Below are 26,380 nucleotides of genomic sequence, written 5' to 3'. Positions count from 1 at the left end.
GTCAGATCCATTTTCTTTAGACGTCTATACCAGCAGCTCATGAATCTTTGACATATCATCTACATTTTCAAGGTTCAGAACAAAGTCAATGATTTCCTCCGTCCGCTCTGGAGTCAGTGTAAAGGAAGCTTCTCTGCGGAATAAATCACAGAACTCATCTAATGTAAGCATATCCAGCGGATGTCCTTTATGCGTTCTCTGTGTCTTCTCATACACGGTGCCGTCTTTCATTGTAATCGTGACCGTTTTCTCCGGGTGGCTGCCATTCTGGTAGATATGGAAACATTCCAGCAGAGTATCTTCTTTATCCGGTCCTGCCTTTACTTTTTTGGCATGTTCTATTAACTTAGGATCTTTAAACATCTCCGGTGTATACCAGTTCGGGCCCGGCTTAGGATCCAGAAGCATCGCTGCAATAACATAAGGAATACTGAACTGTGCCTCCATCAGGCTTTCAAATCCTTCCTCATAGAAATGCATGCGGTATTGTGTCGGAGGGTTTACCACGATTTCTGCAATATCATCTGCATGGATGTTATTCTCTTTCACAAGCAAATCCACTAATTCGACAGGAGTCTGCACCCACATATTTGCAGGCCAGTGCTTCACGAGAATATCCATCATATAGAACCTGTCATCCAGACTGCGGTCCAGCCATGTCCTGTCTACTGCTTTTGTAAGCTGTTCACAATATGCATTGGGAATATCAAAGCAGTCCATCAGGTTAGCCACACCATTTTTAGCGCACATTGCCGCAAGAATCCCGTTCTGCGCCGTAATTCCGTATTCATAGTGGTAAGCGTTGCTCATGGTCGCCTGCTGGAGGTTCGAAGGCATTTTCGCAAACAGGACGCTTGCACCAAAGGTCTGGTTCATCTCCTGTTTTGTTAATCCCATCAGCTTTGCCGCAGGCGTGGATGCCGCGAATATCTGCCAGTTAGCTATAGCCCACCCTTCATTGTGGTCGAAATCATCTGCCGGCTGTACTGCCATAGAAACCCTTTGGTAAACCTCAAGTGCAGCTACCACTGCCTCAAGGTAAGCTTTTCCGTCCTTTTTCAGCCCCTCGGCAACCGCCATCGCCGCCGGGATTGCCCCGGAATTCGGATGTCCGGCCCATGCACAGTCTTCCCAGTCCAGCATGTCAGATAATGTCCCGTTCGCAAATGCAGCGCTGGCCATAGATAATTTATCACCGCCAAGCCAGACAGAAGCCTCTCCTCCCTTTCCTCCATTGGCAGCCTCTGCCACTTTTATGGCTGCGTCTGACAGTTCGATTGGTTTTGCTGCCAGCGCAACACCCAAAGTGTGCAGGGTCAGCATTTTGGCCCTTTCAATTACCTCGGCGGGAATATCCCCGAACTTCAAATCTACCGCATAATCAGCCAGCTTTTGTGTGTAATCTGTTGCATTCGCTGCAAAATACTTTCTTCCCATTTTTCCATTTCCTCCTCTTATGATAAATCAATTACTTTCCCTATATTCTGTTCTTCCGCCCGACGGTAAATGATATCACCCACTGCTATATCAAGGGCACCCATCCCCATGTGTGTATACACAATGATCTCGTCATCGTTTTCTCTCCCCGCACATTTTCCTGCAGCCACTTCCCCAAGGTCTCCTGTTACGTTTTCCATGCTCAGGTTGTACGGTGCAAGATACGGTGCTTTGATAATCTGGTGGTAATCCGTATCCTTTGAGCCGAGGAACCATTTATCCGCCCTTCTGGAACATTCCGGATCAAGGTCGTTGAAGGAGTACAGGCCGGATACAAAGCAGCCTTTCTTCAGCCAGTCAAACATGACAACCGGTTTTCTCGCCGTTGTCACAAGCAGAACAATATCTGCCGGTCTGACGGCGTCTTCTGCATTCTCCCATGCTGTGATTTTTATCTGGCTTCCAAACTGTTCTTTTACATTCTCCAAAGCGGCCGGATTCCTGTCACATACACGTAATTCTTTTAACCCGGGGAAAGCATACAGAAAGCTTTTAATTCCCGCTATTCCTTCTGCCCCGCATCCGACTACAGCCAGTATCTCTGAAGACTTCTTCGCAAGATACTGTGCGGCAACGACTCCGTGCCCTCCCGCCGTACGCATCGTAGTAATCGCGGTCGCCTCGATAATTGCATATGGCTGGCCATTCTCTTCATGGCTCAGAATCAGAAGGTTCCCATAGGATGAGGGGATCCCCTCCTGTTGGTAGGTGTACATATTCACCCATTTCATCCCTACGATGTTTTTTTCTTTCAGATGTGCAGGCATTGCAATCAGCATGTTTGCATTTTCCTTCCCCATCCAGATCGGCTCTTTTACCGGATGGAATATCCGCCCGTTCCCCAGAGCCTGAAAGGTAGCGTCTACCGCCTCCAGAACGTCTTTAGGAGATACCAGGTTTTCTACTTCTGTTTTAGAAATCATTCTTACCTTAATTGGATAACTCATAACTTTTATTTCCTTTCTTTTTATTCTTATTAATCTATATAGCAATCTTTGTGCCAACTTTTCTCTTAACTTAATTTTTCCTTATAAATATGGCGTTTTTTTCTTTTAAATTGACAACTCATTTTTACGGATTTATAATCAGTATTATAAAATGATATTAATATCAAAGGTGGCTGATACTAATGAAGCAATATACCAGGAAAGAAAAGATTTATCAGGCAGTGCTGGAAGCGACTGCACAGTTTTCCCCCAAAAACCCGGAGATGAATATAGAATCCCTGCATATCAGTTCTCTTTCAGAGAAAACAGGAATCAGTCCGAATAATATAAGTATGGAGCTTGGCCGCCTTTTTTCCGACGGACTTGTCATGCGTATCAAAGGCCGTCCTGTTATCTATTTTAGTATTTCTGTGTTAGAAGAACTGTTAGGCAGGCAGCTTCCTACATATGAATTCTCTTCAATGGATGCTTTCTGCGATTTTCTGGATCCCCCCTCCCCATTATCTGAAGGGCAGAATGGGGACAGCTGTCTCGATGCATCCGTGCTGTCTGATTTCGATTCTTTAGTCGGATGCAGAGGAAGTTTAAGCGCCCATATTGAACAGGCAAAAGCGGCTATTTTGTATCCTCCCCACGGACTCGATACACTGCTTACCGGGCCGACCGGAGTTGGTAAGAGCCATTTTGCGAATTCCATGTTCGATTTCGCAAAAAAAAGCGGACGTATCTCACCGTTCGCTACCCTGATTACTTATAATTGTGCCAGTTATGCGGAGAACCCGCAGCTCGTCATGTCGCAGTTGTTTGGTCATTCAAAAGGGGCATTTACCGGAGCCGATTCTGATAAACCGGGACTTGTTGAATTGGCTGATAAAAGCATACTTTTCCTTGACGAAATCCACCGCCTGAACCCGGAAGGGCAGGAAAAACTATTCCTGCTTATGGACAAAGGGATTTTCCGGCGCCTCGGAGAGACGACAAGGACAAGACATGCGGATGTCCTCCTGATCTGCGCCACGACTGAAAGCCCCCAGAGTGCGATGCTCAGTACCTTTCTCCGCAGGATTCCGGTGCAGATCAAGCTCCCCTCTCTGGCGGAACGCTCTGTCGCAGAACGCCTGCGGCTTGTTTTATTCTTTTTCTGGAGGGAGGCTGTCAATCTGAAGAAAGAAATACGGATAGACCGCAAGATTATCAGTACGTTTGTACATTATGACTGTCCAAATAACATCGGGCAGCTTTCTACTGATATATGCCTGACCTGCGCAAATGCCTATTATAAACACCTGCTGCAGCATAAAGAACATCTGGAAATTGAGTTTAGCAATCTGAACCAGAATATTGCACTCTCCCTCTTCACAGTCGGCGGGAGCAGTAAAATATTAGATACACTTCTTAGGGATATTCCGATTGTGATACGGTATAATTACACACTTCAGGATATATTGGATAAATATTTAGTGGCATAAAACAAGTCCGTAACTCCATACAAAATGGGCAGGTCCCCTCATTCATGAAGGGCCTGCCCGCTTTTTAGCTATGGCTGTACCTATTATCCGCAGTCTTTTATCTTTCTTTCAAATGTTTTATAAATTTCTCCTCCGGCATCGGCTTTGCATAATAATATCCCTGTATATAATGCACACCTGCGGAAGAAATCAGTTTTTGTTCCTCTTTATTTTCCACACCCTCGGCTACCACCATCAGGTCATTCACCCGTGACATCTCTACAATAGATTTCAGCAGCGCATACTGTTTTTTATTTGTCAGTATCTGCTGTGTCAGTGAACGGTCGATTTTGACAATGTTCACAGGAAGATTTGATAAATAGTTAAGGCTGCTGTAGCCTACCCCGAAATCATCCAGAGCGATATTAATCCCTTCCCGGCGCAGCCGTTCCAATGTATCAGCCGCACGGTCAATGGACTGGATCAGAACGCTCTCGGTGATCTCCAGCGTAATCCGCCGTGGATCAACATGGGATGCATGGATCAGCTGCAGCAGGTGCTCTGCGCTGTTCCCAATCAGAAGCTGCTGCACAGACAGGTTGATACTCATGCGGTTAAGCCCCAGCGATTCACCATAGTCCCGCATAAAGGAGCAGGCGTGGGCCAGTACATAATCGCCAAGTTCTTCCACCATTCCATTGCGTTCGGCAAGCGATATGACCTGAAATGCAGAAAAATAGCCACCCTTGCCGTCCCGAAGGCGGACAAGCGCCTCGGCTGCCTGATAGCTGTCTGTTTCCAGATACATCAGCGGCTGATACCACACTTCCAATGTCCGCTGCTGGATTGCTATACGCAGCCGGTGTAAAATATCTGCCTCTGTGCGCACCATATCGTCCAGTTCCGTATTATAGATCACAATATTTCTGCCTGACGTTTTAGAAAAGCTCATGGCCGACTGAATCCGTTCAAGCAGAACACCGGGCGTTCCCCCATATAACGGATACTGACAGACAACAAGGCGGATCTGCAGGGGGATAGACAAATTTCCAGCCATGACAGGGCGTGTCAGTGTCTCATGGAGATGTTCCGCAAAAGAGTCCGTTTTCTCCTTGGAAAGTGAAACTCCCAGAAAGACATCACCGTTAATACGATACAGGTATGAACCAAAAGTCCTTGACATGCGCCTCAGTACTTCATGCAGTATGTCATCACCCACATCCGCACTAAATAGTTCGTTATACTGGCTGAAATTACAGATATCAATACAGAAAAGACTGAACGATCTCTTAGGATCATAGGAAATCAGCATATCTGTATCCCTGAAATATTTCGACCGGTTGCCGACGTTGAACACCGGATCAAAGTAAGCCAGCTGTTCCACCTGTTTGTGGTAACGGTTAAAGGTCTTGGACAGTTCCATCATATCGAGGTCTGTGTACTCGTCAAATATGACATCGTCTTTCCCCTCAATGAGCTGCTCGCATTTTTCAGTCATCATCCGTATAGGGGATTCCTTTCTTATCTCGTCATAATAGGCATGAAACAGTGCTTCCATTTCTATCCCTGCCCGTCCTTTTCCTGCCTGGCAGGACGCATATTGATAACGGGCCAGAAGGAAGTTCTTCTCAGCCCCGATACGGACCTTCAGCAGGAGTTCCAGAGACAGTCCTTTTGCAAATTCTTCCTGCTCTGTCCCGCTCATTTCATCACGGACAGCAAGAATGAAATTTCCTGAACCCAGATATCCTGCCAGATACGGGCTGCGGATATACTCATCCAGACGTCCGGGAATGCTTTTTAGAAAAGCAGACTCTTCTTTCGTTCCGATCAGTCTGGCTGCCTGGCTGTAACCTTCTATGGAAAAATAAAACAGTATGACAGGAATGCGTCCGCCAGAAAGCCATCTGTCCAGCTCCTTAGTGAATCCTTTCTGATTATAAAGTCCCGTAGCTTCATCCATTAATTCGAGTCTTTTCAGGATGCGTTCCCTGTCAAAATGCCGGTAAACCAGATAAGCCAGCACCATCAGGAGACCTGTAAGCACCGCACATACCGCCGCAAGGCCTCTTTTCTGCACCGGGCTCATCCAGCCGTTGTCAGGCTGGATGCTGAGATTCCATTGGCTGGGCAGATAGAAGGTAATCTTTTCTGCCTCTGAAAAATCAACATTATCCCCTGTACTTGCAATGACTTCCTTGGCACCTTTCTGCGGTTCTACCCTCCAGAGTTCATAATCATATCCCTGGGCGGATAAGCTGTCCAGAGCCAGCTTTTCCTGTACATAATCCCAATTCAGAGCTACGACAGCCTCCCCCTTATAAGCCCCGTTATCCAGAAAAGGCTGCAGGAACAGAAACACTTTTTGCTGTTCCGAACCAATCTCCAGCGCACTTGGCCCTTCCACAACCAGCTCTCCGACTACTTTAGCAAGTGTATAGGCATAGGAAAAATCCTTCAGGTCCCGCCCGACCAATTCAGCACACTCCTCTTCCGGCAGCGCACTTACAAGGGTATCTCCCTCAAAAAGGCCGACAAAGCACACCTCTTCCCGCTTTAAAAGTGGTTCCGACGCAAGATTGAACCATTCCGTTTCTTTGCCGCCTGACACAAGGGCCATTTGTGCCAGAGAGTCCGCCTCATTCATGGTTCCCTGCAGCTGCAATATAATCTTGTCATTATAATGATATAAAATATTCTTGGCTTCCCTTTGCCGTATACTGATCATTTCGCTGCGCAAATACATTCCTAGTACTGTGACCACGGCAAAAATAAACAACAGCACACCGGCAAAAGAAAGAATCCGCTTTCTGCTATACTTCTTCATCCTAATCCTCAATTCTGGTGAATATGATAGTATCCTTTACCATTTTGCTTCACATGGTAGAGAGCCTCATCTGCTTCGAAAATCATACGTTCCAGCTCAATCCCCGGCTGGTATACCGACACGCCTATACTGCACTGTACCGGAATATTCTGACCTCCGGACGGAATTTTAGACTGGAGACGCAGGATCAGCCCATCGAGAACATCACGCAATTCTTTTTCATCATCCAGACTGGTCAGAAGCATGACAAACTCATCCCCGCCATAGCGCCCTACCACACCGTCATACTTCTTCTCGTACTCCCTGAGAATGTATCCCACACTTTTCAGCGCAATATCACCGCTGTCATGCCCACATGTATCATTGATGTATTTCAGGTTATCCATATCCACAAAAAACAGGGCTTTTACCAGCTTCGGATCTGCATTTTTCAATTGCGCTTCCGCTTTATTTAGAAACACGGTACGCGTAACCACGCCGGTCAGGCTGTCTGAGAGGCCGTCACTGGTCAGGCGGAGAATTTCATTAAAATCAACATTTTCGGGCCGTTCATTCTGATAAACCCTTTTTTCCAGTTCTTCCATCGACTGCACCAGCATTTTTACAACCTGCATCTGTTTTTCTATATAACGCTTCAGGAACAGCAGCAGAATGATACAGGCAAATACCGCCAGACACACTACAAACAGCAGAGAAGGTAGTATTTGAAAAAATACATCGCCAAAGCTGACTGAGCATAAGATGTCCCAGTTTGTGTTGTCTACACGCTGATAAGCCGTATAACAGAGGTCCCCGCCATGGATGCTCCAGTACCCTCCGGTCTGTGCGGCAAGCAGTTTCTCTTCCAGTTTATCTGATGTTGTGCCCAGCAGTTTATCGTCCCGAAGTGCCTCCATTACCGGGTCACCGTAAGACAGGTCCGTGGTAGAGGACATAACCTGTCCCTGAGATCCTAACAGAGTCGCATTAGCATTCACTTTCCCTGCCGACTCTTCCAATATCTGGACTACTTCATCAAAGTAAATGGCAGAAAAGAGGGCGCCTGTTATATTGCCCCCCTGATCAGTCAGGGGGACTGCCACTGTATAGTTCAGAGTCTCGCCGTCCGCACCTGCCGCAAAACTGTCTGTAACCTGCCGCTGCCCTGTGGAAAACAGGCGCTGCATATAGTCCCTGCTTGCAAGGCTGGCCGGTTCAGCCCCATCAGAATAAACCAGAATATCCTCATCTACATAACACATCATCATAAAACCAAAATAGGGGCTCATCTGATCCAGTCTCTTCACTTTAACGATAGGCTCTGTCTCAGGATCATTAAAATCCGGAAAACTTGCAAGAGCTTCTAACAGGTCAACTGCACCGGTAACTCTCTGTGATATTTGTGCCTGAGCACTGCTTAATGCGGCTTTTGCGTCTGACTTCATACGGCCGGCAGAGAGTATAGCTCCCCCCGCCATGATGAAAACCATAACTAATACACAAAATATCACATTATAACGTATAATCGGGAAAAACGATACCTCCCACTGACCACCTTTGCCATTGTTTTTCTTTCGTTTCATTTCTTATACCGGATCCCCTTTCACCCTACTTCCATAGCGAGCTTCCATCATAAACTTCCATCGCAGCCTCATAGTATCCCAGTCTTTTACATTCCTGAATAACTAAGCTGCGGATGTCCTCAAACAGCAGGTATGCCTTCCCTGGAAAAACTTCCTGGCTGCCTTCACTAAGTGTATCCAGTGCTTCCACACATTGCTCGTGAATTCTCGTGTTAACAGGCGTTTTATTCGTATCAAGCAGGGCCGGAATACTGCGTCCAATCCTAAAGTTCCTCTGCAGCAGTTTATAGATTGCCTGAAATGCATTGATTCTCAGATGCTCTGTTATGAAGTCCAGCAATATGGCCGGAGTACGCTCGTACAGGTATTCTTCATTCCACAACTGGTCCATTTTTTCTTTTACTTTTGCTATTTCTTCCTGCCTGATATTCGGAACCGCGCAGGCTGCCGCCCCTTCAATGGTTAAGACAAGTAATTCCAAACTGTCCAGATAGCGCCGGACATGGTAAGCAATTAGATCTGCCGGAATCTGGATCTTCTTCAGTTCAGCCAGATCCATCTCCACGTAGATTCCATTGCCGCGGACCGTTTTTACAATTCCCCATTCCTGCATCAGCTGTATTGCCTTTGAGGTTGTATCCACACTGACATTATAAATTTTCTGCAATTCCAGATGGGAGGGCAGTTTATCCCCCGGCAGGTAGCGCCCCATTGCAATCAGGCTGAGCAGATCCATGTACACTGCTGAATACCTCAATTCGGCGCCCGCCAGAGGTTTTTCCAGATCTTCCCTTCCGAAAATAACAGCAGAATCGACCGGAACACGAAATGCGGGCTGTTTTGCATATGTAAGTCCGTACAGTTCAGACAGGTCGTCGAAATAAGCACTTTCCGATGGTTCCCCCCGCTCTATGATCTGCAAAAAATCATCCAGCTGTTTATAAAGCCGGCTCCTGATTTCAGCCGTGTCTTTCATTGGTTTCAGGTCTTCAAGCCCCAGACTGTCTACCGTGCTCAGACTCAGATTATTTTCATTGCGTGCTATAAAAAATCTTAAAAAGCGTTTCGTCTGTACCCAGAACTCTTCCCCGTTTTCAACATCTATATTTTCCAGAATCCTGCGGGGTATTTTCAGGTCCTCCTGCTCACACAGCGCAATCCCGTTTTTTATCACCGGGTAACACAGCAGCACACCGGTCTTCAGGAGGTCGTTTGTAATCGTAGTATCAATTTTCTTCATCGCAAGCTTTGTTACCTGATGTTCATGGGCATTCCCCCTGCTCACAACGGGCCTCTTTCTCTGCTGTGTCTGAATCAGGCCCTCTTCCTCCAGCTTTGCAAGTGCATGCCGGATTGTTTTCTCCGAAGTTTGAAATTCCCTGCTCAGGACCTGCCGTGACGGAAGGCTCGAACCTGCCGGCAATAAGCCACACTCAATTTTATTTTTCAATATCTGGAAAACCCGCTCATATTTCATGCTATCGTAATTCAAAATGATAATCACCTTTCCTATTCTTCCACTTTATATGTGTCAAATGATATCATTCTTTTTTTGATTAATCAACCAGTGCCTCCGCATATGTGCGGCAGACATCCTCCATAACGAAAGGCTTTGCAATATGTGCATTCATACCAACATCCAGACATTTACGGATGTCTTCCTGAAATGAGTTGGCCGTCATTGCAATAATGATAACGCTTGCTGCATCAGAGCGGGAAAGTCCCCGGATTGCGCGTGTTGCCCTGTATCCATCCATAACAGGCATCTGTACATCCATTAAAACCAACTGATACTCGCCTTCATCTGATCCTGAAAATATATCAACAGCCTCCTGGCCATTCTGGGCCGTTGTGACAACAGCGCCTGCATTTTCAAGCAATTCTACTACAATGTACAGATTAATTTCATTATCTTCTACAACCAGTACCCTGACACTATTTAATATATCAGGCTCCTCCTTTGCCGGAAGGGACTGCTCTTCACCGCCGAGTTTTTTCATGAGCTGTACGATATCCCGGTGAAATGCAGGCCTGCACAGAGTTGCATCAATCCGGCACTGCCTTGCCACATCATCCAGCTCATCCTGGTCAAATCCCGCTGCGACTATTTTAAGCTCCGTATCTGGGGATTCCTTTCGGATCATATCCGCCATAAGCTTCATCTCGTCACAATAATCCAGTTCTATAATACATAATGAATAAGGTCCTCCGCTCTTTACCGCTTGCTGTATGCTGCCTTTCTCCCTGACATCCACCGGGCGGACTGAAAATCCCTCTTTCTTAAGAACACTGGCCAGATGGGTTTCCCGCTTTTTATCCCTGTTGATAATCAGGACATGCTGGCCAGTTCCACATGCTTCTCCATCGATTTCCTGCATTTCCTGTGCACAGGTGAACGGCAGGTCCACCCGGAAAGTACTGCCTGAACCGGCCTGACTGGATACTGTTATGGTGCCGCCCATCATCTCCACAAAGTTCTTCGTAATAGGAAGGCCCAGTCCGGTCCCACCATACTGGCGGGAAATTCCACTGTTTTCTTGTGTAAATGTCTCAAATATACGTTCTATATTCTCCGGAGTAATCCCCCGGCCGGTATCGCGGACCTCAAACCTGAGCCATAAAACTCCCGCTTCACGACGCAGTTCCTCGGCAGTCAGACTCACACAGCCATTTTCAGGCGTAAATTTCATTGCATTTGAGAGCAGGTTGGTCAGAATCTGGTTGAGGCGGAGTTCGTCGCCGATCAGGAATTCTTCCAGTTCTCCCCTCATGTATATCTTATAAGAGATTTTTTTACTCTTCGCCTGCACATAAAATACCGTTGTCAATGCCCGCAAAAGCTGTCCCAGATCAAATTTTTCTCGATGCAGTTCAATCTTTCCACTTTCGATTTTAGCCATGTCAAGGATATCGTTGACCAGAGCAAGCAGGTGCCTGGAAGAAAGGGTGATCTTCTCAAAACAGGTACGGATACGCTCCGGTTCCCCAATATGGCTCTTTCCAACTTCGGTCATGCCGATAATACCGTTGAGCGGTGTTCTGATCTCATGTGACATCTGGGACAGGAAGTCGCTTTTTGCCCTGTTTGCCTTCTCAGCCCGTTCCTTTTCCATAAGCACGAGTGCACTACTGCGCTTTTCATTGCGCCGCAATAGTAAGAAAAACGTGATAATTGTAATCAGAATCGCTGAAAATATCCCTATCCCCACTAAAAGCATCAGATGGCTTAAATATGCAATCTGGTCGTTCACCGTCTGATACGCCATACTTGTAACGACGTACCATTCCGTTCCCGGAAGAGGCATATAATAAAGGTACTCATGATTTTCCCCGACACTCAGCAGTGTCATACCGCTTTCCCCCGCATCTACCGCAGCATGAAAAGACTCCATGTCAAAACCCTTGTCGAAAACAGCCTCCTGCTCATAAATTGTAAAAAGATTCGTACCATATGAACCTGTCCGGGAGAAAGCGCTTTTGAGCACAAAATCTCCTTCTCTGGTTATAATATCTGTATAGGAATCTGTCTCTTTCTCACTGTCCATCCCAAGTTTCGCCCCGATATTGGCGGTGTGGATCCCAGTAATCACAGCAACGAGTTTTTCATCCCCGAACTACATGGGGTTGATAGAGGTCCCCAAAAGAAGTGTATTGCTCTCCCATATATTTTCGTTCACAGAAACCAGCCTTTTGGAGCCGTTTATTAATTGGTCCAGTGCCGATATTTTTGATATCACGGGAACCGTATCTTTCGGAGAATAGGCAATCCCTTTATCCGTTACCAGTGCAATATGCGTAAAGTCATTGTCTATCTGGGCCTTTTTCAAAAAATTCCTAAGACTTTCTTCATCCTCCAGATCGTATTCTGATACAGAAGACGCAATGGTGCGGATTTGGGAAAACTGGCTTTCCAGATTTGTCCGGAAATGGCTGCTGATCTGCACAGTCATTTCCTTCAGGTAAATCTCACTGATATTCGTCACGGTACGTTCCGTTTCTTTACTAAATACAGCAGACGCAAACAGGCATAGGAAAGAAACCATAAGAATCAGCGCAGAGATAAAAATAAGCGTCCTATATTCTTTCTTTCTTTTATGTTGCATTCTCAATGGGACTCCATCCTTTCTGCATCGTAAATAATTTATTTGTCCTGTGCTAAATCGCAGATTCTTCCTTCAATCCGGACATCAACAGCGGCATCGCCGTGTTTCTCGAAATACAATGCCATTGCATCCCGGTAAAACAGCCCTGTATCTTTTACCAGTGTCACACTGCCCTTCGGGGTATCGTCATCGTAGTAATTCAGCATCGTAAACCCGTCGCCGTTTCCTTCAGCATAACTGCCTTTTCCTGCCATATAGTCATTCACTGCAACTTGATATTCCCCGTCCGGATCAAGATCTGAGCCATCCGGCATCTTTACGCTTACCAGCCTGCTGCCGGACGGTCTGCTGCTGTCAAAATTATACTGAAGTCCTGAAATTTGCAGAAAACTTCCGCCAGGAAACTCATCACTACAGGTTTCCAGCCCTTTTTCCAGCATATCCCACACAGTCTGCCCCTTCATTTCCAGCACAATAATCTTATTATCAAAGGGACATACTGCGGAGAGGTCCCCGCCATATACCACCCCTTCATAAAAGCTGGCCCGGATTCCGCCTCCATTGATTACCGCGGCCTGGGCGCCGGAAGCATCCAGGGCACAGTCCGCAATGAAATTGCCAAGTTCTGTTTCCCCGCGCCTTGCATTAAAATTTTCCAACAGAAGATCGTGATCCATCTTACCTACAACAGTAAAATCATATCCTGACTCCGCCGTGCCTTCATAGTAAGACTTGTCAACCTCCTTAAGTGCTTCTCCCACCGTCTTTTTGCCGGCCAGCACTTCCCGGGCACAGCCCCCCAGATATTCCACAGTCTTGCTTGGAAACAGTACATTATAAATATAACCTGATTCTACATACTCTCCCACACCTGCCGGAATTCCAGCTTCTGTCTGCTCATAATCTAGCAGACAGGATATACCCGTTCCCAGATCCTGATTCAGCGCTTCCTGTCCTTCAGGCGTAGAAAGTATAGCTAAAACGCGTTTGCAGGCGTCCTCTTTTTCTTCACTGATGGCATTATTGATTCCTATGAGTGCGGAGGGTGCAAACAGGAACCACGGTTCATTCCCTTCCTCGCTGAAAAGGGGGAGCATACGGTAGGAATACTCTTTAGACGTACCTTCTTCCACCGCTTTTTTATTTTCTGCAACACATTCATAGTACAAGGCAGAGTCACCAAATGCAGCGGCAAGAGTTCCGTTCCCCAGTCTGCGCCGGCAGAGTACTGTATTACGCTGTCGTGAAATCGCTGTTGGATCCATCAGCCCCTCTGCTGCCAGCGTATCCGACAGCACGAAGCTTTCCTCCCATACCCCGGTAAAAGTTGCTTTCTTATCCCTGAAATCAGACAGCCACTGCACACCTTCCATTGTACCAAGGAAATCGGGAACCATACAGCCGACATAAAACATCCCTACCGCCGCATTATAGTCACTATATATGGAAAAATTGGCATGGTCCCCGCCGACACCAAGTCCCTTCTCTTTCAATTCTGACAGCGCTGCCACCAGTTCCTCATTCGAAGTGGGAACTGCAAGGCCCGCCTCTTCAAACAGTGTTTCATTGATGATATATCCGCTGTATACACCGGGAAACGGGATGAGATAGGTCTTCCCCTCCAGCTTGAGCGCATTCATAATTGTACCGTCATAGGCAGCACTGGTCTTCGTGTCACTCAAGTCCATCAGATATTTCTGCACCAGATTGCTGTCCGGGTGCGCGGCTATCACAAGGTCCGGCCCGTCCCCTTTCTCCAGCCGCCGGATCTCCTCACTGGAATAGGGTGATATTTCCACCTGCAGGTCTATGTCATCATAAGTGGACTCCACCAGCTTCTCTACATTTTTAAAGTTGCTTAAATAAAGAATCTTTACGACTGTTTTTTCCTTCGGTTCCTGTGTGGCACAGCCTGTGAGCAGGCCAAATAAAATAGCAATACTCAGCGTTCCTGCAATCCGTCTTTTTGTTCTGCTGCGCATAAAGTTTCACCCTTTCTTTCCTGTCCTGTCTCCAAATCCATATGATATGGCAGCAATATTGTCTGCATGGAATCCTCATAGAAGCGGTACTGGTTTCTTCCGGCCTGTTTACTTGCATACAGAGCCTGATCTGCATGAAAGAACAATTCTTCATATGTCGTACCGTTCTCTTTCGCTAAAGCAATTCCTATGCTGACTGACACATCCACTCCATCATAAGACCCTGATACGGTATGGAAGACACGTTCTGCCAGCCTGCCTATGTGCTCTTTGTATTCTACATATACTAAAAATTCATCCCCGCCGATGCGTGCCACAACATCTGAATTACGCACACTCTTCTTCAGCCGTGATCCAACAGTCTTCAGCATCTTATCTCCGTAAAGGTGCCCGTACTGGTCGTTTACACTTTTAAATATATCCAGATCTACAATCATGAGGGCCGCTTTTTTCTTCCTCAAACAGGCGAGATGCTGTTCAATTTCCTTGCGGGCATAATTCTTGCCGAGCAGTCCGGTCAGATCATCATGCATAGCCTGCAGGGCCAGCTGGTCCAGTGTATTCTGTTCCTCATCATTGTCAACCAGTTTGCCGATGATCTTTGTGGGAGGAGCATTCTCGTCCAGCCCCCAGATCGGACGGACCACCGCCTTATACCAGCGTCGCTCCCCTTTGATTGTCAGGCGGTAAACCTCACTGACGATCGGTTTGTCCGGCGTCACCTGTTTCAGGCGGGAATGCAGGTCCCAGAAATCCTCTTCGGCAAATATCTTAAATAATTCGGGAGAATTTCGCGGATGGGGCACACTTTCCGGTATCCCTGCCTGAGCAGCGCCCCACTCAGAAATAATCAGTGTATCAGATCCATAAGTATACTCGAACTGTATCTCTCTGGTCAGGGAGGCATAAAACTGGTATTTTGTCCTCTCCTGTTCCAAAAGATCCAGTGTCCTGTCAGAAACTCCGTAGTTATTGAGTCCCTCATATGTCAACTCATGTATCTGGTCCCTTGTTATTTTTCCTGCCGAGCGAAGTTTTACCTCGCTTTCCAGATGATCCTCCATTGCTTTTAATGCATCCAGCAGGACCGGATTAAATACACCGCATTCACCACTGAAAATCATTTCCAGTGTCTGTTCGTGGGAGTAAGCCGGCTTATACACCCGTTCACTTGTCAGGGCATCATATACGTCTGCCAGAGAAACAACCTGGGCCGCAATGGGAATCTGTTCCCCTTTCAGACTGTCCGGATATCCTCCGCCGTCATACCGCTCGTGGTGCCAGCGGCAGATGTCTCTCGCCACCTGTACCAGTTCTTCATCCTGATAGTAGGTAAGGTCTTCCAGCATCTCGGCCCCGATTACGCTGTGGGTCTTTATGATTTCAAATTCTTCTGCCGTTAATCTGCCCGGCTTGTTCAGGATTTCTCCCGGAATTGAAATCTTCCCGATGTCATGGAGGGCTGAGGCATTCGTCATAAGTGCAATCCTTGCCGGTGTTAAATGATACTGGCTGCATGTCCTTTGCAGCTGCCGCAGCAGCAGTTCGGTTATGGTACGGATATGCAGGACATGGAGGCCGCTTTCGCCGTTTCGGAATTCAACTATGTGGCTGAGGATATCAACCATGACCACATTATTTTTTTCCTTCTCTAATATCTGATCTGTAACGATATTCTCCAGATACTTCTGTTTTGCATAAAGTTTCACCGTATTCTCAATACGGTGGCGTACGGTCATCTTATGGAACGGACGGCTGATATACTCCGCCGCCCCCAGATTATAGGCATGGTCAATATAAGCAGCTGATGTTTCGGAAGATACGATAATGACCGGAATATTATTGAGCATACCGTCACGGTTCATAATTGTCAGTACATCAAATCCATCCAGCTTTGGCATCACAATATCCAGCAGGACAAGAGCGATTTCAGAATGGTACCTCTTCAGATAATACAGGGCTTCTTCGCCATCGCAGGCCTCCAGGACCTCATACTCCGGAGTTAGTATATCTGCCAATATGGCCCGGTTAATTTCCGAATCATCGGCAACTAGTATTTTTGTATTCTTTGTCATTGTTCAATGCCCCCCGGTATCTAAGAATCAAGCACTTCAGACAGAACGGTATATGTTTCCTTATATACCTCTTCTAATTCCGCAAAAGATGGCTGAATGTTGCTGTTATATCCCCTGCTGCGTAAAGATTCTGTAAGTACAGATGCCTTTTCCGCCAATATTGTAAGTCCCATGTTCAGTGCAATTCCTTTCAGAGTATGAGCCGCATTAAAAGCAGATTCATAATCCTCTCCCTCCAGCGCCATGCAGATATCTGTATAACTCTCATCCCTGACTAATAAGCTAATCAGCCGCAAAAGCATATCCTCCCCAACCCGATATGTCAAATCCACATAATTCCCGCCCAGTTTTTCATAGGCTTCTTTGACTGTCATAAATGATTCCTTTCTACACATTATACTGAGTAATATATACCCGGCATGTGAAATACCAATAAATTTCCGACAAGTATCCTGATATCAGGCATGACAAATGCAGGATCCAATCTTGGTTCCTTATCCAAATAATTATAAAGTAAAGTACCTTATTTTGCAACTAAAATAAGTGATTTCATGATTTATGTAAGATTACTATGTTATTATTTATTTCATATCAGTAATGTATATATTTTTATGATTATTATATAAAAAGGCAGAAGCCGCCGCTTCTGCCTTTTCCCACACATTATTTTATTCTGCTGATATCGTATGTTTTGCTTTATCCCTTTCAGTCAGACGTTTTCTGACTCCTTCCATGTATCCCGGTTTGTCCAGATTATAGATTAACAGTGGAATAATTCCAATGAAAAAGACAATACCCGGAAGCAGGTTAGCTGCCAGATTAATTCCCTTCTGGATATGCGGGGTCATCTCCACACCGCCTGCATATCCGAAAGCTCCCATGACTAATAAAAACAGAGAGTTCGCGATTGCTGTAGCCACCTTGATTGCACAGCCCTGGAATGAGAAAGCCATTCCATCATTACGATATCCATATTTGTCATCAAAATCATCGATTGCATCAACCATCATGCCTGCCCCGCATGGTCCTGCCACATAACCCAGTCCATAAACGATCAGAATCACAAAGTCAAACACAATATTCTCATACGGGCCTACGAACAGGACAATCAGCGCGCCTCCCTGGATGATCATGGATAGAATCCCTACATTTCGCTTACCGAACCGGTCGATAATTTTCGGTGTAAATGGCATAATCAGGGTTCCGACGATCATCTGCATCATCATAAATACGGTTACAAATGTAAAATTCTGTACGCAATATAAATAGAAGTAAACGGCAACAGAAATACGTCCCAATATACCAAACATATTGAAGAAACTGTAAAGCATCGCACATACCAGATTCTTGTTTTTAAATACCAGTTTCAGACCTTCCCTGACTTTTCCCTGACTCTCTTTCTTCACCGTAATCCGCTCTTTTGACAGAACTGCAACTGCCCAGAACATCGGCAGGGCGATAGCCGCCAGTAAGACAGCCGTGGCCTGGTACCCTGCGGCCTGGTCTCCCTTTCCAAACCAGAGAACCAGTTTCAGTACAAAGAGGTTCAATACGATCTGGCCGATCGTCATACCCATCATCTGTGCTGCATTCAATTTGTTAATTTCCTTTGGGTCACGCGTCATAACAACCGGCAGCGCCGTGTACGGCACATTTGTCATTGTATAGGACATACCCAGGCCGATATATGTAATATAAGCATAAGCCAATTTCGCAGGTCCGCCAAATCCCGGTACGGTAAACGTCAGAACTGTGAATATTACAAGGAAAATCGCCCCCACAAAAATGTACGGTCTGAATCGTCCGTATTTCGTGTGTGTACGCTCCATCAGAGTTCCCATCATCGGGTCATTGATTCCATCCCAGATCTTGGCAACCAGCATTAACAACGCAACTGCCCCTGTTCCCAGACCGAATACATCTGTATAAAAAATGGAAAGATAAGTGCTGACCATCGTCCATGATAACTGGGACGCAAAATTTCCCAGACCATATACAAAATAGTGCTTTGCAGTTAACGGGGCCATGCCATATTCATTCAAATTATTTTCTTTCATCTTTATCTCCGCTTCCTAACATAGTGTTTAAGTTTTCCTAATGCTGCCTTACATGTTTGCGATTGTTTCCTCGAATCTCTCGTATTTTTCCATCATCTTCGGAAGCACATCTTTGTTAGCAACCAGTTTCGGAACACAAACTTTTATCATATTCTGAATTTCATTGTAGTGCTCGTAAATTCCAGTGTTTGTATACCTTGCCCTTGCAATCTCCTCTTCTGGGAAATCAACCTTTACTTTGTCACCTTCCACAGAAAGTTCACCCCAGATTCCACAGATCGGACACTCTACTTTTGTAGTGCCGTTCATACTCAGAAGCGGATTATGGCATACCGGGCAGACCCCTTCATCGCCAACCCATTCCTCACATTCATCATAAGGCTTTCCGATAGACCGGGCAACTGCATCTCCCAGTTTCGCACACTGCTCCATCAGCGCCGGGTCAAATAATGGGTGTCCCGTTCTTCCCTGGTCATAAGCGTCCACATGTCCTACACATTTCATACAGAAAGAGAATGAAAATAAATCCAGCATAGGCAGTCCCAGTGAAACCCAGTTGTGTGTCTGTGCCCCTCCTACGGAAATGTATCCCACATAACGGTCCTTAAAGTACCTCGGATCCAGAAGCTCGTCCTCAGACTTACCTTCTGCAATACGCTTCTTATTCTCTTCCAAAAGTGCCGCCCTGTCATGTGACGGACCAAAACGGTCCACAAAATTCTTAAACTGTCCTACGATTCCAACTGCATAAACCGGAGCTGCAATAATAATACCATCTGCATCCAGACACGCCTCTTCCAGAATATGGTAATCATCCTTCATACAGCAGTGAATCTCCCGTTCCCCCTTGTCACGGTTACGGCTGCAGTAATCACATGCCCGGCAGTGTCCGATATCCATACGGATCGTATTGATAAACTGCACATCAGCACCTGCCGCTTTCGCTGCAAATAACGCCTCTTTTACCATCACATCGCTGCGCTGGTTTTTTCTTCCAAAAGAAATACCCAATACCTTCATATTTTCCCTCCATTTGTAAATTTTCTTTGTATCTCTACTCTACACTTTTTTGCATAATTCCGCTTTTCTGACACTCCTGTATCAAGGGGAGAATTTTTGCTTTCATTTTCAGCCCCAATCAGAAACAACAAAAAAAGGAGAACATTTTTTGTTCTCCAAATACGGGGGCAGGACTGAGCTTTTTTCAGATAACAGAGTGGGGTGCTGATGACGGGATGGGAGATGCTCCTGCGGGGGCCTGTGTGCTGCTTCTGCATCCTGAACGCGTGCTAAGAAGCTGTAAGTGAAAAAACGGGAAAAAGGAAGGTACACGCCGCATTCAGTCCAAAACCTGATGGTTTTGAACTTCAGGCGGCACCAGAATTTGTTTTGGAAAACAAATTCTGCCCTTCCTTTCCCCCCATTTTTTCACCAACACCTTCTAAAGCGTGCTTTATGGATACAGAAGCAGCACACAGGCCCCCGCAGGAGCATCCCCCACCCCGCCATCAGCTGGCTCATCCAGTCAGAAGGAAAAACCTCATTCCTTCGAAAGTGCTTCTCAAATAATTCATTCATCAAAGTTCCTATGACATATATTTTCAAATACCCATTGCCTGTACACTGCATATGGTTTCAGCTCTCTCCTAAAAACGAAGCGAGCTATAGCTGGATGAACCAGCCGGAGAGTCAGGGGGGGCAGGGGGCTTTCGGGTGTGTATATGCCGTTCCAAATTCCTAGAGGGCACTTAGAATCCGTTAGAGAAACAGCAGGGAAAATGGAGGGCGGAATTTGCTGTATCACGGCAAATTCTGAGGCGACCTAAGACCCAAAATTATCGAATTTGGGGTCGCATGTCGCCGGACCTCTATTTTCCCTGCTGTTTCTCTTATGGATTCTTTGTAAACGGGGTGGAATTTGGAACGGCATATACACACCCGGAAGTTCCCTGCCTCCCCTGATTCTCTGGCGTCCCCCCGACAACCGCTCCCTTTTTATAAGCTGTACTGGTATTGTATATCCAGCATTCTGATTTCCTGTGCTTTGAGCACGTTCTCTATTTCCAGTACCCCGTCTTCTACCAGAACGGTTCTCATTATAATTGACGGTATGGCACTGTTTTTCAGATATTCCAGTTCTTCTTTGGCGAGTCCTTTTGTATAGTCCATCTGTTTCCAAAGATCCTGTACGCTTCCGTTCTCTTTGTTGACATAATGCATTTTTACGATATAGCTGCCGTTTTTCACATTGCTGATGCAGAATTTCCTCTCGAGCGGGTCCATGTCCTCCATGTAGTTGTCCAGCTCCCGGACCTTGATCTCGTCTTCTTCCGTAAATACATATCTGGAAGAAAGTTTTTTGAAATTATGGCACCCAATGACATAGCGCCCACGCTTATTTGTTGTTACGATAGCGTTTTCATCCTTATAGATGACATAAGGCAGAAGCCGGTTTATGAAAGAGAAGGCGTAGAATGATGGCTTGCGGATGCCGTCCCTGGAGATCAGGCCTGAATCTCCGTTTAGTATGGTATTTGTGTCATAGTAATCGGAATACAGATCCAGCGCATGCCAGTACGCCATAAAATCGACTGTACCTTCCATGTCAATATAGTTTTTCAGGATATAGGCCCCCTGTTCACAGCTGTCGTTCAGGACGTTGCGGTTGGAAATGGTAAAATTCCATTCATCAACATGAAGCTCTATATTTCCAATCCCGCTCTCATCCATTGCATTCTGCAGGATATCAATCTGATTCTTCATATATTTGCTGTCGATTGATTTTCTGCCATATCTTGTCTCATGGTCTGTAACTGCAATATACTGGAAGGAACAGACGGAGAAGAAATCCGGGGTGATGTTCCGCTGTTTCCATAAATTTAGTATATTGCTGCATACGTCTAACTCATACCCGAGTATCAGGCTGGCACCCCCGACGCGGATGTCTGGGGAAATTTCTTTCAGTGTCCTGTAAATCATCTCAAAATATGGATAATATTTCCCTTCAGCCTCTGTCATATTGAGCTGTGGATCATTCCAGTATGCAAAATACCAGCTCTCCAGTTCCTCTATCCCATAGCGGTTAACCAGATGGGTGCAGAGCTGTTTTATGATTTCTTCGAAAACACTGTACTGGTAGATTTTCCGTTCCTCTTCCTGTCCTTTGACACTCCGCTCCGGGGTATACATAAACAAAGTCGGCTTATGTCCCAGTTCGAGATATGGCTTCATGTGGTTTTCAACCATAAAATCCAATACCAGATCCAGTTTTCTGAAATTGTAGCCTTTTTTCTCAAGAAAACAATGTTCCTTTGAAAGAATATTCCATATTTTTACATATTGGATTCCCGTTGTCTGCTTCAGTTCTTTAAGCTGTTCCTGTACATCTGACTGCAGGATGGTGTATGCATCCCCAAGCACGACTGCTTTTCCGAAGTCGTTGGTCTTTCCGGTTATCACGGCAGCATCCATATGGCATATCCGGGAGTCACTGATTTCCGCCTCATCTTCCTGCCTTTTCAATTTCAGGTATTCGACAATCTTGAGTTCTTCCTCTTTTGTAAGTTCCCTCCTGTCCCGCGGTGTGGAATTTTCCTCCTGCATAAGTTTCCGGTATTCACTGGGCGACTCCCCGTGTACGTCACGGAACGCTTTGGTAAATGCGGCAGAAGTAGGAAATCCATTGTCCATTGCTATATGAGTAATATTCTTTTTGGAGTACAGAAGTTCATCTACGGCGTGAAACAGGCGTACATTGTTCAGATATTCCATAAATGTCAGGCCGAGGTGTTTCTTTATGTATTTAGAAAGATATGCATTCGAAAGAAACAGCCTGTCTGCCAGATCGTTCAGGCTGATCTGGCTCTGGTAATTTGCCTGAATATAGTTTTGAATCTGCCGTATCCGGACGCGGTCCTGAGAATCCTCTACATTCAGACGGATGTCGTCTGACTTCACAAGGAAATTGCCTGCAAGCACATACAGTGTTTCATAATAAAGGGCATTCATGCGGAGTGCATCCTTATTTTCCTGTTCAAAATAACGGTCTATAATTTTGTCCAGAAGTATTCTCAGTTCCTGAAAGGCTTCATTCTTGTCAATAACCGAATTACACCAGAAAAGGAGCTGCATGGATCCAAGCTGTTCCGCCAGCAGATGGAAGTCTATCTCAAATCTTGCCATCAGCAGGTCCCCTTTTGCTGCCAGGGTATGGCGTTTATTGGCATTGATTAAGAGAATATCCCCTTTTTTCATCTGGTAAACTGCATCATCTATCTTCACCTCAAAATGTCCGCTCAGCAGATAGAACAATTCCGGATCCTGATGATAGTGGGTACATACCTCCGGCTCTGTCAGAAAATAAAGCTGCATCAATTTCCGCCTGTTATCCATACTTTACTCCTCGTTTTCGTATATCACATTTTAGTTTTCATTATATATCTGATTAATCGTAGTATCTCTATCAATCATCTTATTTTATATTGCACTTATTTTCAAGCGAATTCTTAAAAACGAAAACCAAAAAATTTTATATCCTAATGTTTTTTAAACTTACCTACTTTTGTTAATCTGTTCGGCAGCTTCGGTACCTTGCCCGTTGTCCGGATAATCGCCCCTGCATCGCAGGCATCTATACATTTTCCGCATTTATCGCAGTCGAAATCGTCAATCATATGGATGTATTTCGGCTTTCCTTCGATACAGTCTTTTGGACATACATCCGCGCATTCCCCGCAGCCTTCGCATGCTGACGGATTGATATAGATATTGACGAAAGAACTGCACACACCCGCCGGACAGTTTTTCTTCTTGATATGTGACTTGTATTCCTCTTCAAACAGTTCCACGGCCAAAAGGGCTGTTTTCGAGGATTCCTGTCCCATCGTACAGGGCGTGGAGATTGTCATTGCCTCACCGATTTCCTTCGTCAGGTCAATAAATTCCATCTTTCCCCTGCCTTCCGTGATTTCCTTCTGCATATGGTGCAACTGGAGCAGTCCTTCCCTGCAGAAAACACATTTCCCGCAGCTTTGCTTTCTGGATGCGGCAAGCTGCTTCTCTGTCTCACATACTACGCATTCCTTTTCTGTCAGAATGTTCAGGACGCCGTTATCGATTCTTGCTTCCTCCACCGTCATTTCTCCCTGTTCGGGCAGATAATACCGGTATCCTGCCTGGATTGCTTTTGCTTCCCTCATATCTGCAAGGTCCGATATTTTCGTGCTGCATGCGGCTTTTTGAAGGGTCCCTCCATTAACAGAGACATAAATTCCTTTTTCGTATGTATCGAGGAACACCTCTGCCAGCTGTGCGGCCGTCACAAGATGAAGCAGTACACAGCCCTTTGAATCACGTATATTCACAAGGCCCGTTACGACTTCGATCCCATACTTTTCTGCCGCGGGCTTCACTGTCTCAGAAAGCTGGGCCTCATATTCCGGGATATGCAGAACCTTTTTATCAGCCCCGACAGCATATGCGGCAATGGAGATTCCCTCCATTACCTTTTCCGGCTCTGAGCGCAGAATTTCCAGAAGTACACCGGATGTGTCCGCATTATTCAGTGCCGCCACGACTCCCGGTTCTTTTTCTTCCTCCCTGCACTCCTTGAGGGCATTTTCGAAACGGCGGGTAAGTGTTTCCCGGCACAGGCCATATTCCTGCAGCCCTGAAGCTTTTATTTTCTCAATTACCTGTTCTTTACTTAGTCCTACGGCATTTTCTAAAGCACTCATATCCCTAGACCTCCTTACTCTCTGCAAAATCGCCCCACAGGCTTGGCCTGGAAATCTGAAGACGCAGGTCGCACTGCAGACAGCGTCCGGCTTCCGCACAAATATCCGACTCACAGATTCCGTGGTCAAATGGGCCAAAATGGCTGCCGCGATCCTCAGGCGGATCTATTGCCGGCTGTTTCCTCTGTGCATAGCCGAATCCCGGGCACTGGCCGATATAAGGTTCCGGTTTCTTTACAGGTGCAAGAATTTCAGAAATATCACCGTCTCCTCCCAGATACCGGTCGATCTGGCTTGCTGCTTCTCTTCCTGATTCGATCGCCATGATAACGGATTTTGTCCCGTAGACAGCATCGCCCGCCGCGAAGATTCCCGGAACCGAGGTTGACTTGTCCTGTTCCATATCCTTCACTTTAATGCTGTTGCCCCTTCCGAGTTCCAGTCCGGCTTCCTCTGTAATGTCCGGTCTCTGGCCGACCGCGAAAATAACGGTGTCCGCATCAATGTGGTGTTCAGAGCCTTCTTCTTTTTCGATGATCGCACGGCGGTTCTCATCAAAGGTAAAGGACTTCACATTCATGAAATCAACCCCTGTCACATGGTCTGTTCCTGTAATCCGCTCGAATGTCTGGGCCGGATGTACAAAAATGCCTTCCTCCTGTGCCTGTTCGATTTCTTCACCATCTGCCGTCATCACATCTCTGGCTTCCAGACATGCCAGATGGATTTCCTCTGCGCCAAGCCGCTTTGCAGTTCTTGCACAGTCAAACGCTACGTTTCCTCCGCCAAGGACAATCACTTTTTTCCCGAGGCCGGTTTCATTTCCGAGGCTTACGGCACGCAGAAAATCTGTATTTATGATGACTCCGTTAAGCCCACTGCCCTCCATAGGCAGGCGAACGCCTTTATGCCCGCCGATTGCCATGAGGACGGCATCGTATTCCTTCAATAATTCTTCCGGCTTCTCTACCTTTGCATTCACTTCGATCTGTACGCCCTGATCCTCAATCACCTTTACTTCATCCGCAATGATTTCTCTTGGCAGACGGTAGGACGGTATCCCATAGGCCATCATGCCGCCGGGTGTGGGCAGTGCTTCTTTTATGGTTACCGCATGGCCCTGTTTGCGCAGATAATAGGCCGCTGTCAGGCCCGCAGGACCTCCGCCTGCAACACAGACTTTCTTTCCTGTATCCGGCAGTTGTTTTCCTTTGCCCTTCCATAAGGAACCCGTGTCATGCTCTGCCGCATACCGCTTGATGTCACGGATGGACATGGCTTCATTGACTTCTTTTCTCTTACACTCCAACTCACAGGTATGGGTACAGATATGCCCCAGCGCGTTCGGGAACGGCACTTTCTCACGGATGACCGCCGCCGCCTCGTCGTATTCGCCGTTTTTCACATGGCGGATATAGCGGGGGATGTCTGTATGGGCAGGACAGGCGTACCGGCACGGCACAACCGCATCCTCTTTCTTTACTTCCTGATTCAGCACCTTGTCCCGGATCGTCCCTGTCGGACATACTTCCACACATGCACCGCAGAAGCGGCAGTCTGCATCTTTCAGCAGTTTATCGTGGAGCGTGCCCACATAAGTTTCCATTTCCTTTTTCTGGTAATTCAGGACCTTGACTCCCCTCAGTTCATTACATGCCCGCACGCACCTGCCGCACAGTACACAGCGGTTCATATCGTGCAGGATCAGCGGATTCTCTTCTTTGGGACGGAAACCTTTCGTACGCATCTTAAGCCGCCCGGTTTTCGGTCCGATATACTGGATCAGCATCTGGAGCTCACAATTACCATACTTCGGGCAGGTGGAACAATCTTCGGGATGCCCCGTCAGTAAAAGTTCCAGAGCCAGCATCCGAAGCCGCTCCACTTCCGGCGTTTTCGTATGAATCCGCAGCCCGTCTCTCGCTTTTAGTGTGCAGGCCGTTGTCACCTGGTCTTCTCCTTCTACTTCAACCACACACATCCTGCATGACCCAAGCGGGCTCAAATCCTTGTGGTGGCACAAATGTGGAATATAAATTCCTGCTTCCAATGCACATTCAAGCACATTTTTATTCTCCGGCACGTCCAGCGTTTTCCCATCTATGGTAATGACTGCCATAACACAACCTCCTCTACTTTGGCCTGAT

16 protein-coding genes are annotated in these 26,380 nt (G+C 46.4%); 1 reads left to right on the top strand and 15 read right to left on the bottom strand.

Going from position 1 to position 26,380, the window contains the following annotated elements:
• Nucleotides 1–24: 24 nt before the first annotated feature.
• Nucleotides 25–1,437 carry an MmgE/PrpD family protein gene (locus ABIN22_RS11335; protein WP_346908692.1) on the bottom strand — a complete coding sequence of 471 codons (1,413 nt, stop codon included), beginning with the start codon at nucleotides 1,435–1,437 and terminating at the stop codon, nucleotides 25–27.
• A 17-nt stretch (nucleotides 1,438–1,454) separates the two neighbouring features.
• Nucleotides 1,455–2,444, bottom strand: a complete 990-nt coding sequence (locus tag ABIN22_RS11330) for an ornithine cyclodeaminase family protein (protein ID WP_346908690.1) — start codon at nucleotides 2,442–2,444, stop codon at nucleotides 1,455–1,457.
• A 182-nt stretch (nucleotides 2,445–2,626) separates the two neighbouring features.
• Here ABIN22_RS11330 and ABIN22_RS11325 point away from each other — a divergent pair, with 182 nt between their 5' ends.
• The gene (locus ABIN22_RS11325) at nucleotides 2,627–3,913 is read left to right on the top strand and encodes a sigma 54-interacting transcriptional regulator (protein WP_109731532.1); all 1,287 of its coding nucleotides are present in this window, start codon (nucleotides 2,627–2,629) and stop codon (nucleotides 3,911–3,913) included.
• A 97-nt stretch (nucleotides 3,914–4,010) separates the two neighbouring features.
• Here ABIN22_RS11325 and ABIN22_RS11320 read toward each other — a convergent pair whose 3' ends face one another.
• The 13 genes from ABIN22_RS11320 to ABIN22_RS11260 form a co-directional block, all read right to left on the bottom strand.
• Complete coding sequence (locus ABIN22_RS11320; protein ID WP_346908688.1) at nucleotides 4,011–6,719, bottom strand: bifunctional diguanylate cyclase/phosphodiesterase; 2,709 nt, start codon at nucleotides 6,717–6,719, stop codon at nucleotides 4,011–4,013.
• 8 nt (nucleotides 6,720–6,727) lie between these two features.
• On the bottom strand, nucleotides 6,728–8,281 hold the full coding sequence (locus tag ABIN22_RS11315) for a sensor domain-containing diguanylate cyclase (RefSeq protein WP_346908686.1): 1,554 nt from the start codon (nucleotides 8,279–8,281) through the stop codon (nucleotides 6,728–6,730).
• A gap of 25 nt (nucleotides 8,282–8,306) precedes the next feature.
• Nucleotides 8,307–9,773 carry a GntR family transcriptional regulator gene (locus ABIN22_RS11310; RefSeq protein ID WP_346908684.1) on the bottom strand — a complete coding sequence of 489 codons (1,467 nt, stop codon included), beginning with the start codon at nucleotides 9,771–9,773 and terminating at the stop codon, nucleotides 8,307–8,309.
• Nucleotides 9,774–9,837: 64 nt separating this feature from the next.
• Entirely contained in the window at nucleotides 9,838–11,871 is a 2,034-nt protein-coding gene (locus ABIN22_RS11305; RefSeq protein ID WP_346908682.1) for an ATP-binding protein, read from the bottom strand.
• A 24-nt stretch (nucleotides 11,872–11,895) separates the two neighbouring features.
• Complete coding sequence (locus ABIN22_RS11300; protein ID WP_346908680.1) at nucleotides 11,896–12,384, bottom strand: hypothetical protein; 489 nt, start codon at nucleotides 12,382–12,384, stop codon at nucleotides 11,896–11,898.
• Nucleotides 12,385–12,422: 38 nt separating this feature from the next.
• Complete coding sequence (locus tag ABIN22_RS11295) at nucleotides 12,423–14,366, bottom strand: extracellular solute-binding protein (protein ID WP_118618384.1); 1,944 nt, start codon at nucleotides 14,364–14,366, stop codon at nucleotides 12,423–12,425.
• Complete coding sequence (locus ABIN22_RS11290) at nucleotides 14,327–16,441, bottom strand: diguanylate cyclase domain-containing protein (protein WP_346908677.1); 2,115 nt, start codon at nucleotides 16,439–16,441, stop codon at nucleotides 14,327–14,329. Before ABIN22_RS11290 ends, ABIN22_RS11295 begins: the two co-directional genes overlap by 40 nt.
• A gap of 20 nt (nucleotides 16,442–16,461) precedes the next feature.
• Entirely contained in the window at nucleotides 16,462–16,815 is a 354-nt protein-coding gene (locus ABIN22_RS11285; protein WP_109731526.1) for an Hpt domain-containing protein, read from the bottom strand.
• Nucleotides 16,816–17,109: 294 nt separating this feature from the next.
• On the bottom strand, nucleotides 17,110–18,498 hold the full coding sequence (locus ABIN22_RS11280) for an MFS transporter (RefSeq protein WP_109731525.1): 1,389 nt from the start codon (nucleotides 18,496–18,498) through the stop codon (nucleotides 17,110–17,112).
• Nucleotides 18,499–18,546: 48 nt separating this feature from the next.
• Nucleotides 18,547–19,518 carry a flavodoxin family protein gene (locus ABIN22_RS11275; RefSeq protein WP_346908674.1) on the bottom strand — a complete coding sequence of 324 codons (972 nt, stop codon included), beginning with the start codon at nucleotides 19,516–19,518 and terminating at the stop codon, nucleotides 18,547–18,549.
• Between the two features lie 975 nt (nucleotides 19,519–20,493).
• Nucleotides 20,494–22,890 (bottom strand): GH39 family glycosyl hydrolase, encoded by a 2,397-nt coding sequence (locus tag ABIN22_RS11270; RefSeq protein ID WP_346908672.1) that lies wholly within the window; start codon nucleotides 22,888–22,890, stop codon nucleotides 20,494–20,496.
• Between the two features lie 143 nt (nucleotides 22,891–23,033).
• On the bottom strand, nucleotides 23,034–24,233 hold the full coding sequence (locus tag ABIN22_RS11265; protein ID WP_346908670.1) for an NADH-ubiquinone oxidoreductase-F iron-sulfur binding region domain-containing protein: 1,200 nt from the start codon (nucleotides 24,231–24,233) through the stop codon (nucleotides 23,034–23,036).
• Between the two features lie 4 nt (nucleotides 24,234–24,237).
• Nucleotides 24,238–26,352 carry an FAD-dependent oxidoreductase gene (locus ABIN22_RS11260; protein WP_346908668.1) on the bottom strand — a complete coding sequence of 705 codons (2,115 nt, stop codon included), beginning with the start codon at nucleotides 26,350–26,352 and terminating at the stop codon, nucleotides 24,238–24,240.
• Nucleotides 26,353–26,380 lie beyond the last annotated feature (28 nt).

Origin of the sequence: Faecalicatena orotica (genome assembly GCF_905197545.1) — a bacterium.
Classification (GTDB): domain Bacteria; phylum Bacillota; class Clostridia; order Lachnospirales; family Lachnospiraceae; genus Faecalicatena_A; species Faecalicatena_A orotica.
The sequence above is the reverse complement of the archived record's forward strand: the minus strand, read 5'-3'. Positions and strand labels throughout refer to the sequence as shown.

Bases quoted from the DNA above. Each gene is read 5' to 3' on its own strand.
- ABIN22_RS11280 (WP_109731525.1), bottom strand. From the start codon at position 18,498: ATGAAAGAAAATAATTTGAATGAATATGGCATGGCCCCGTTAACTGCA.
- ABIN22_RS11285 (WP_109731526.1), bottom strand. From the start codon at position 16,815: ATGACAGTCAAAGAAGCCTATGAAAAACTGGGCGGGAATTATGTGGAT.
- ABIN22_RS11325 (WP_109731532.1), top strand. From the start codon at position 2,627: ATGAAGCAATATACCAGGAAAGAAAAGATTTATCAGGCAGTGCTGGAA.
- ABIN22_RS11295 (WP_118618384.1), bottom strand. From the start codon at position 14,366: ATGCGCAGCAGAACAAAAAGACGGATTGCAGGAACGCTGAGTATTGCT.
- ABIN22_RS11290 (WP_346908677.1), bottom strand. From the start codon at position 16,441: ATGACAAAGAATACAAAAATACTAGTTGCCGATGATTCGGAAATTAAC.
- ABIN22_RS11300 (WP_346908680.1), bottom strand. From the start codon at position 12,384: ATGCAACATAAAAGAAAGAAAGAATATAGGACGCTTATTTTTATCTCT.
- ABIN22_RS11260 (WP_346908668.1), bottom strand. From the start codon at position 26,352: ATGGCAGTCATTACCATAGATGGGAAAACGCTGGACGTGCCGGAGAAT.
- ABIN22_RS11320 (WP_346908688.1), bottom strand. From the start codon at position 6,719: ATGAAGAAGTATAGCAGAAAGCGGATTCTTTCTTTTGCCGGTGTGCTG.
- ABIN22_RS11315 (WP_346908686.1), bottom strand. From the start codon at position 8,281: ATGAAACGAAAGAAAAACAATGGCAAAGGTGGTCAGTGGGAGGTATCG.
- ABIN22_RS11275 (WP_346908674.1), bottom strand. From the start codon at position 19,518: ATGAAGGTATTGGGTATTTCTTTTGGAAGAAAAAACCAGCGCAGCGAT.
- ABIN22_RS11270 (WP_346908672.1), bottom strand. From the start codon at position 22,890: ATGGATAACAGGCGGAAATTGATGCAGCTTTATTTTCTGACAGAGCCG.
- ABIN22_RS11330 (WP_346908690.1), bottom strand. From the start codon at position 2,444: ATGAGTTATCCAATTAAGGTAAGAATGATTTCTAAAACAGAAGTAGAA.
- ABIN22_RS11265 (WP_346908670.1), bottom strand. From the start codon at position 24,233: ATGAGTGCTTTAGAAAATGCCGTAGGACTAAGTAAAGAACAGGTAATT.
- ABIN22_RS11335 (WP_346908692.1), bottom strand. From the start codon at position 1,437: ATGGGAAGAAAGTATTTTGCAGCGAATGCAACAGATTACACACAAAAG.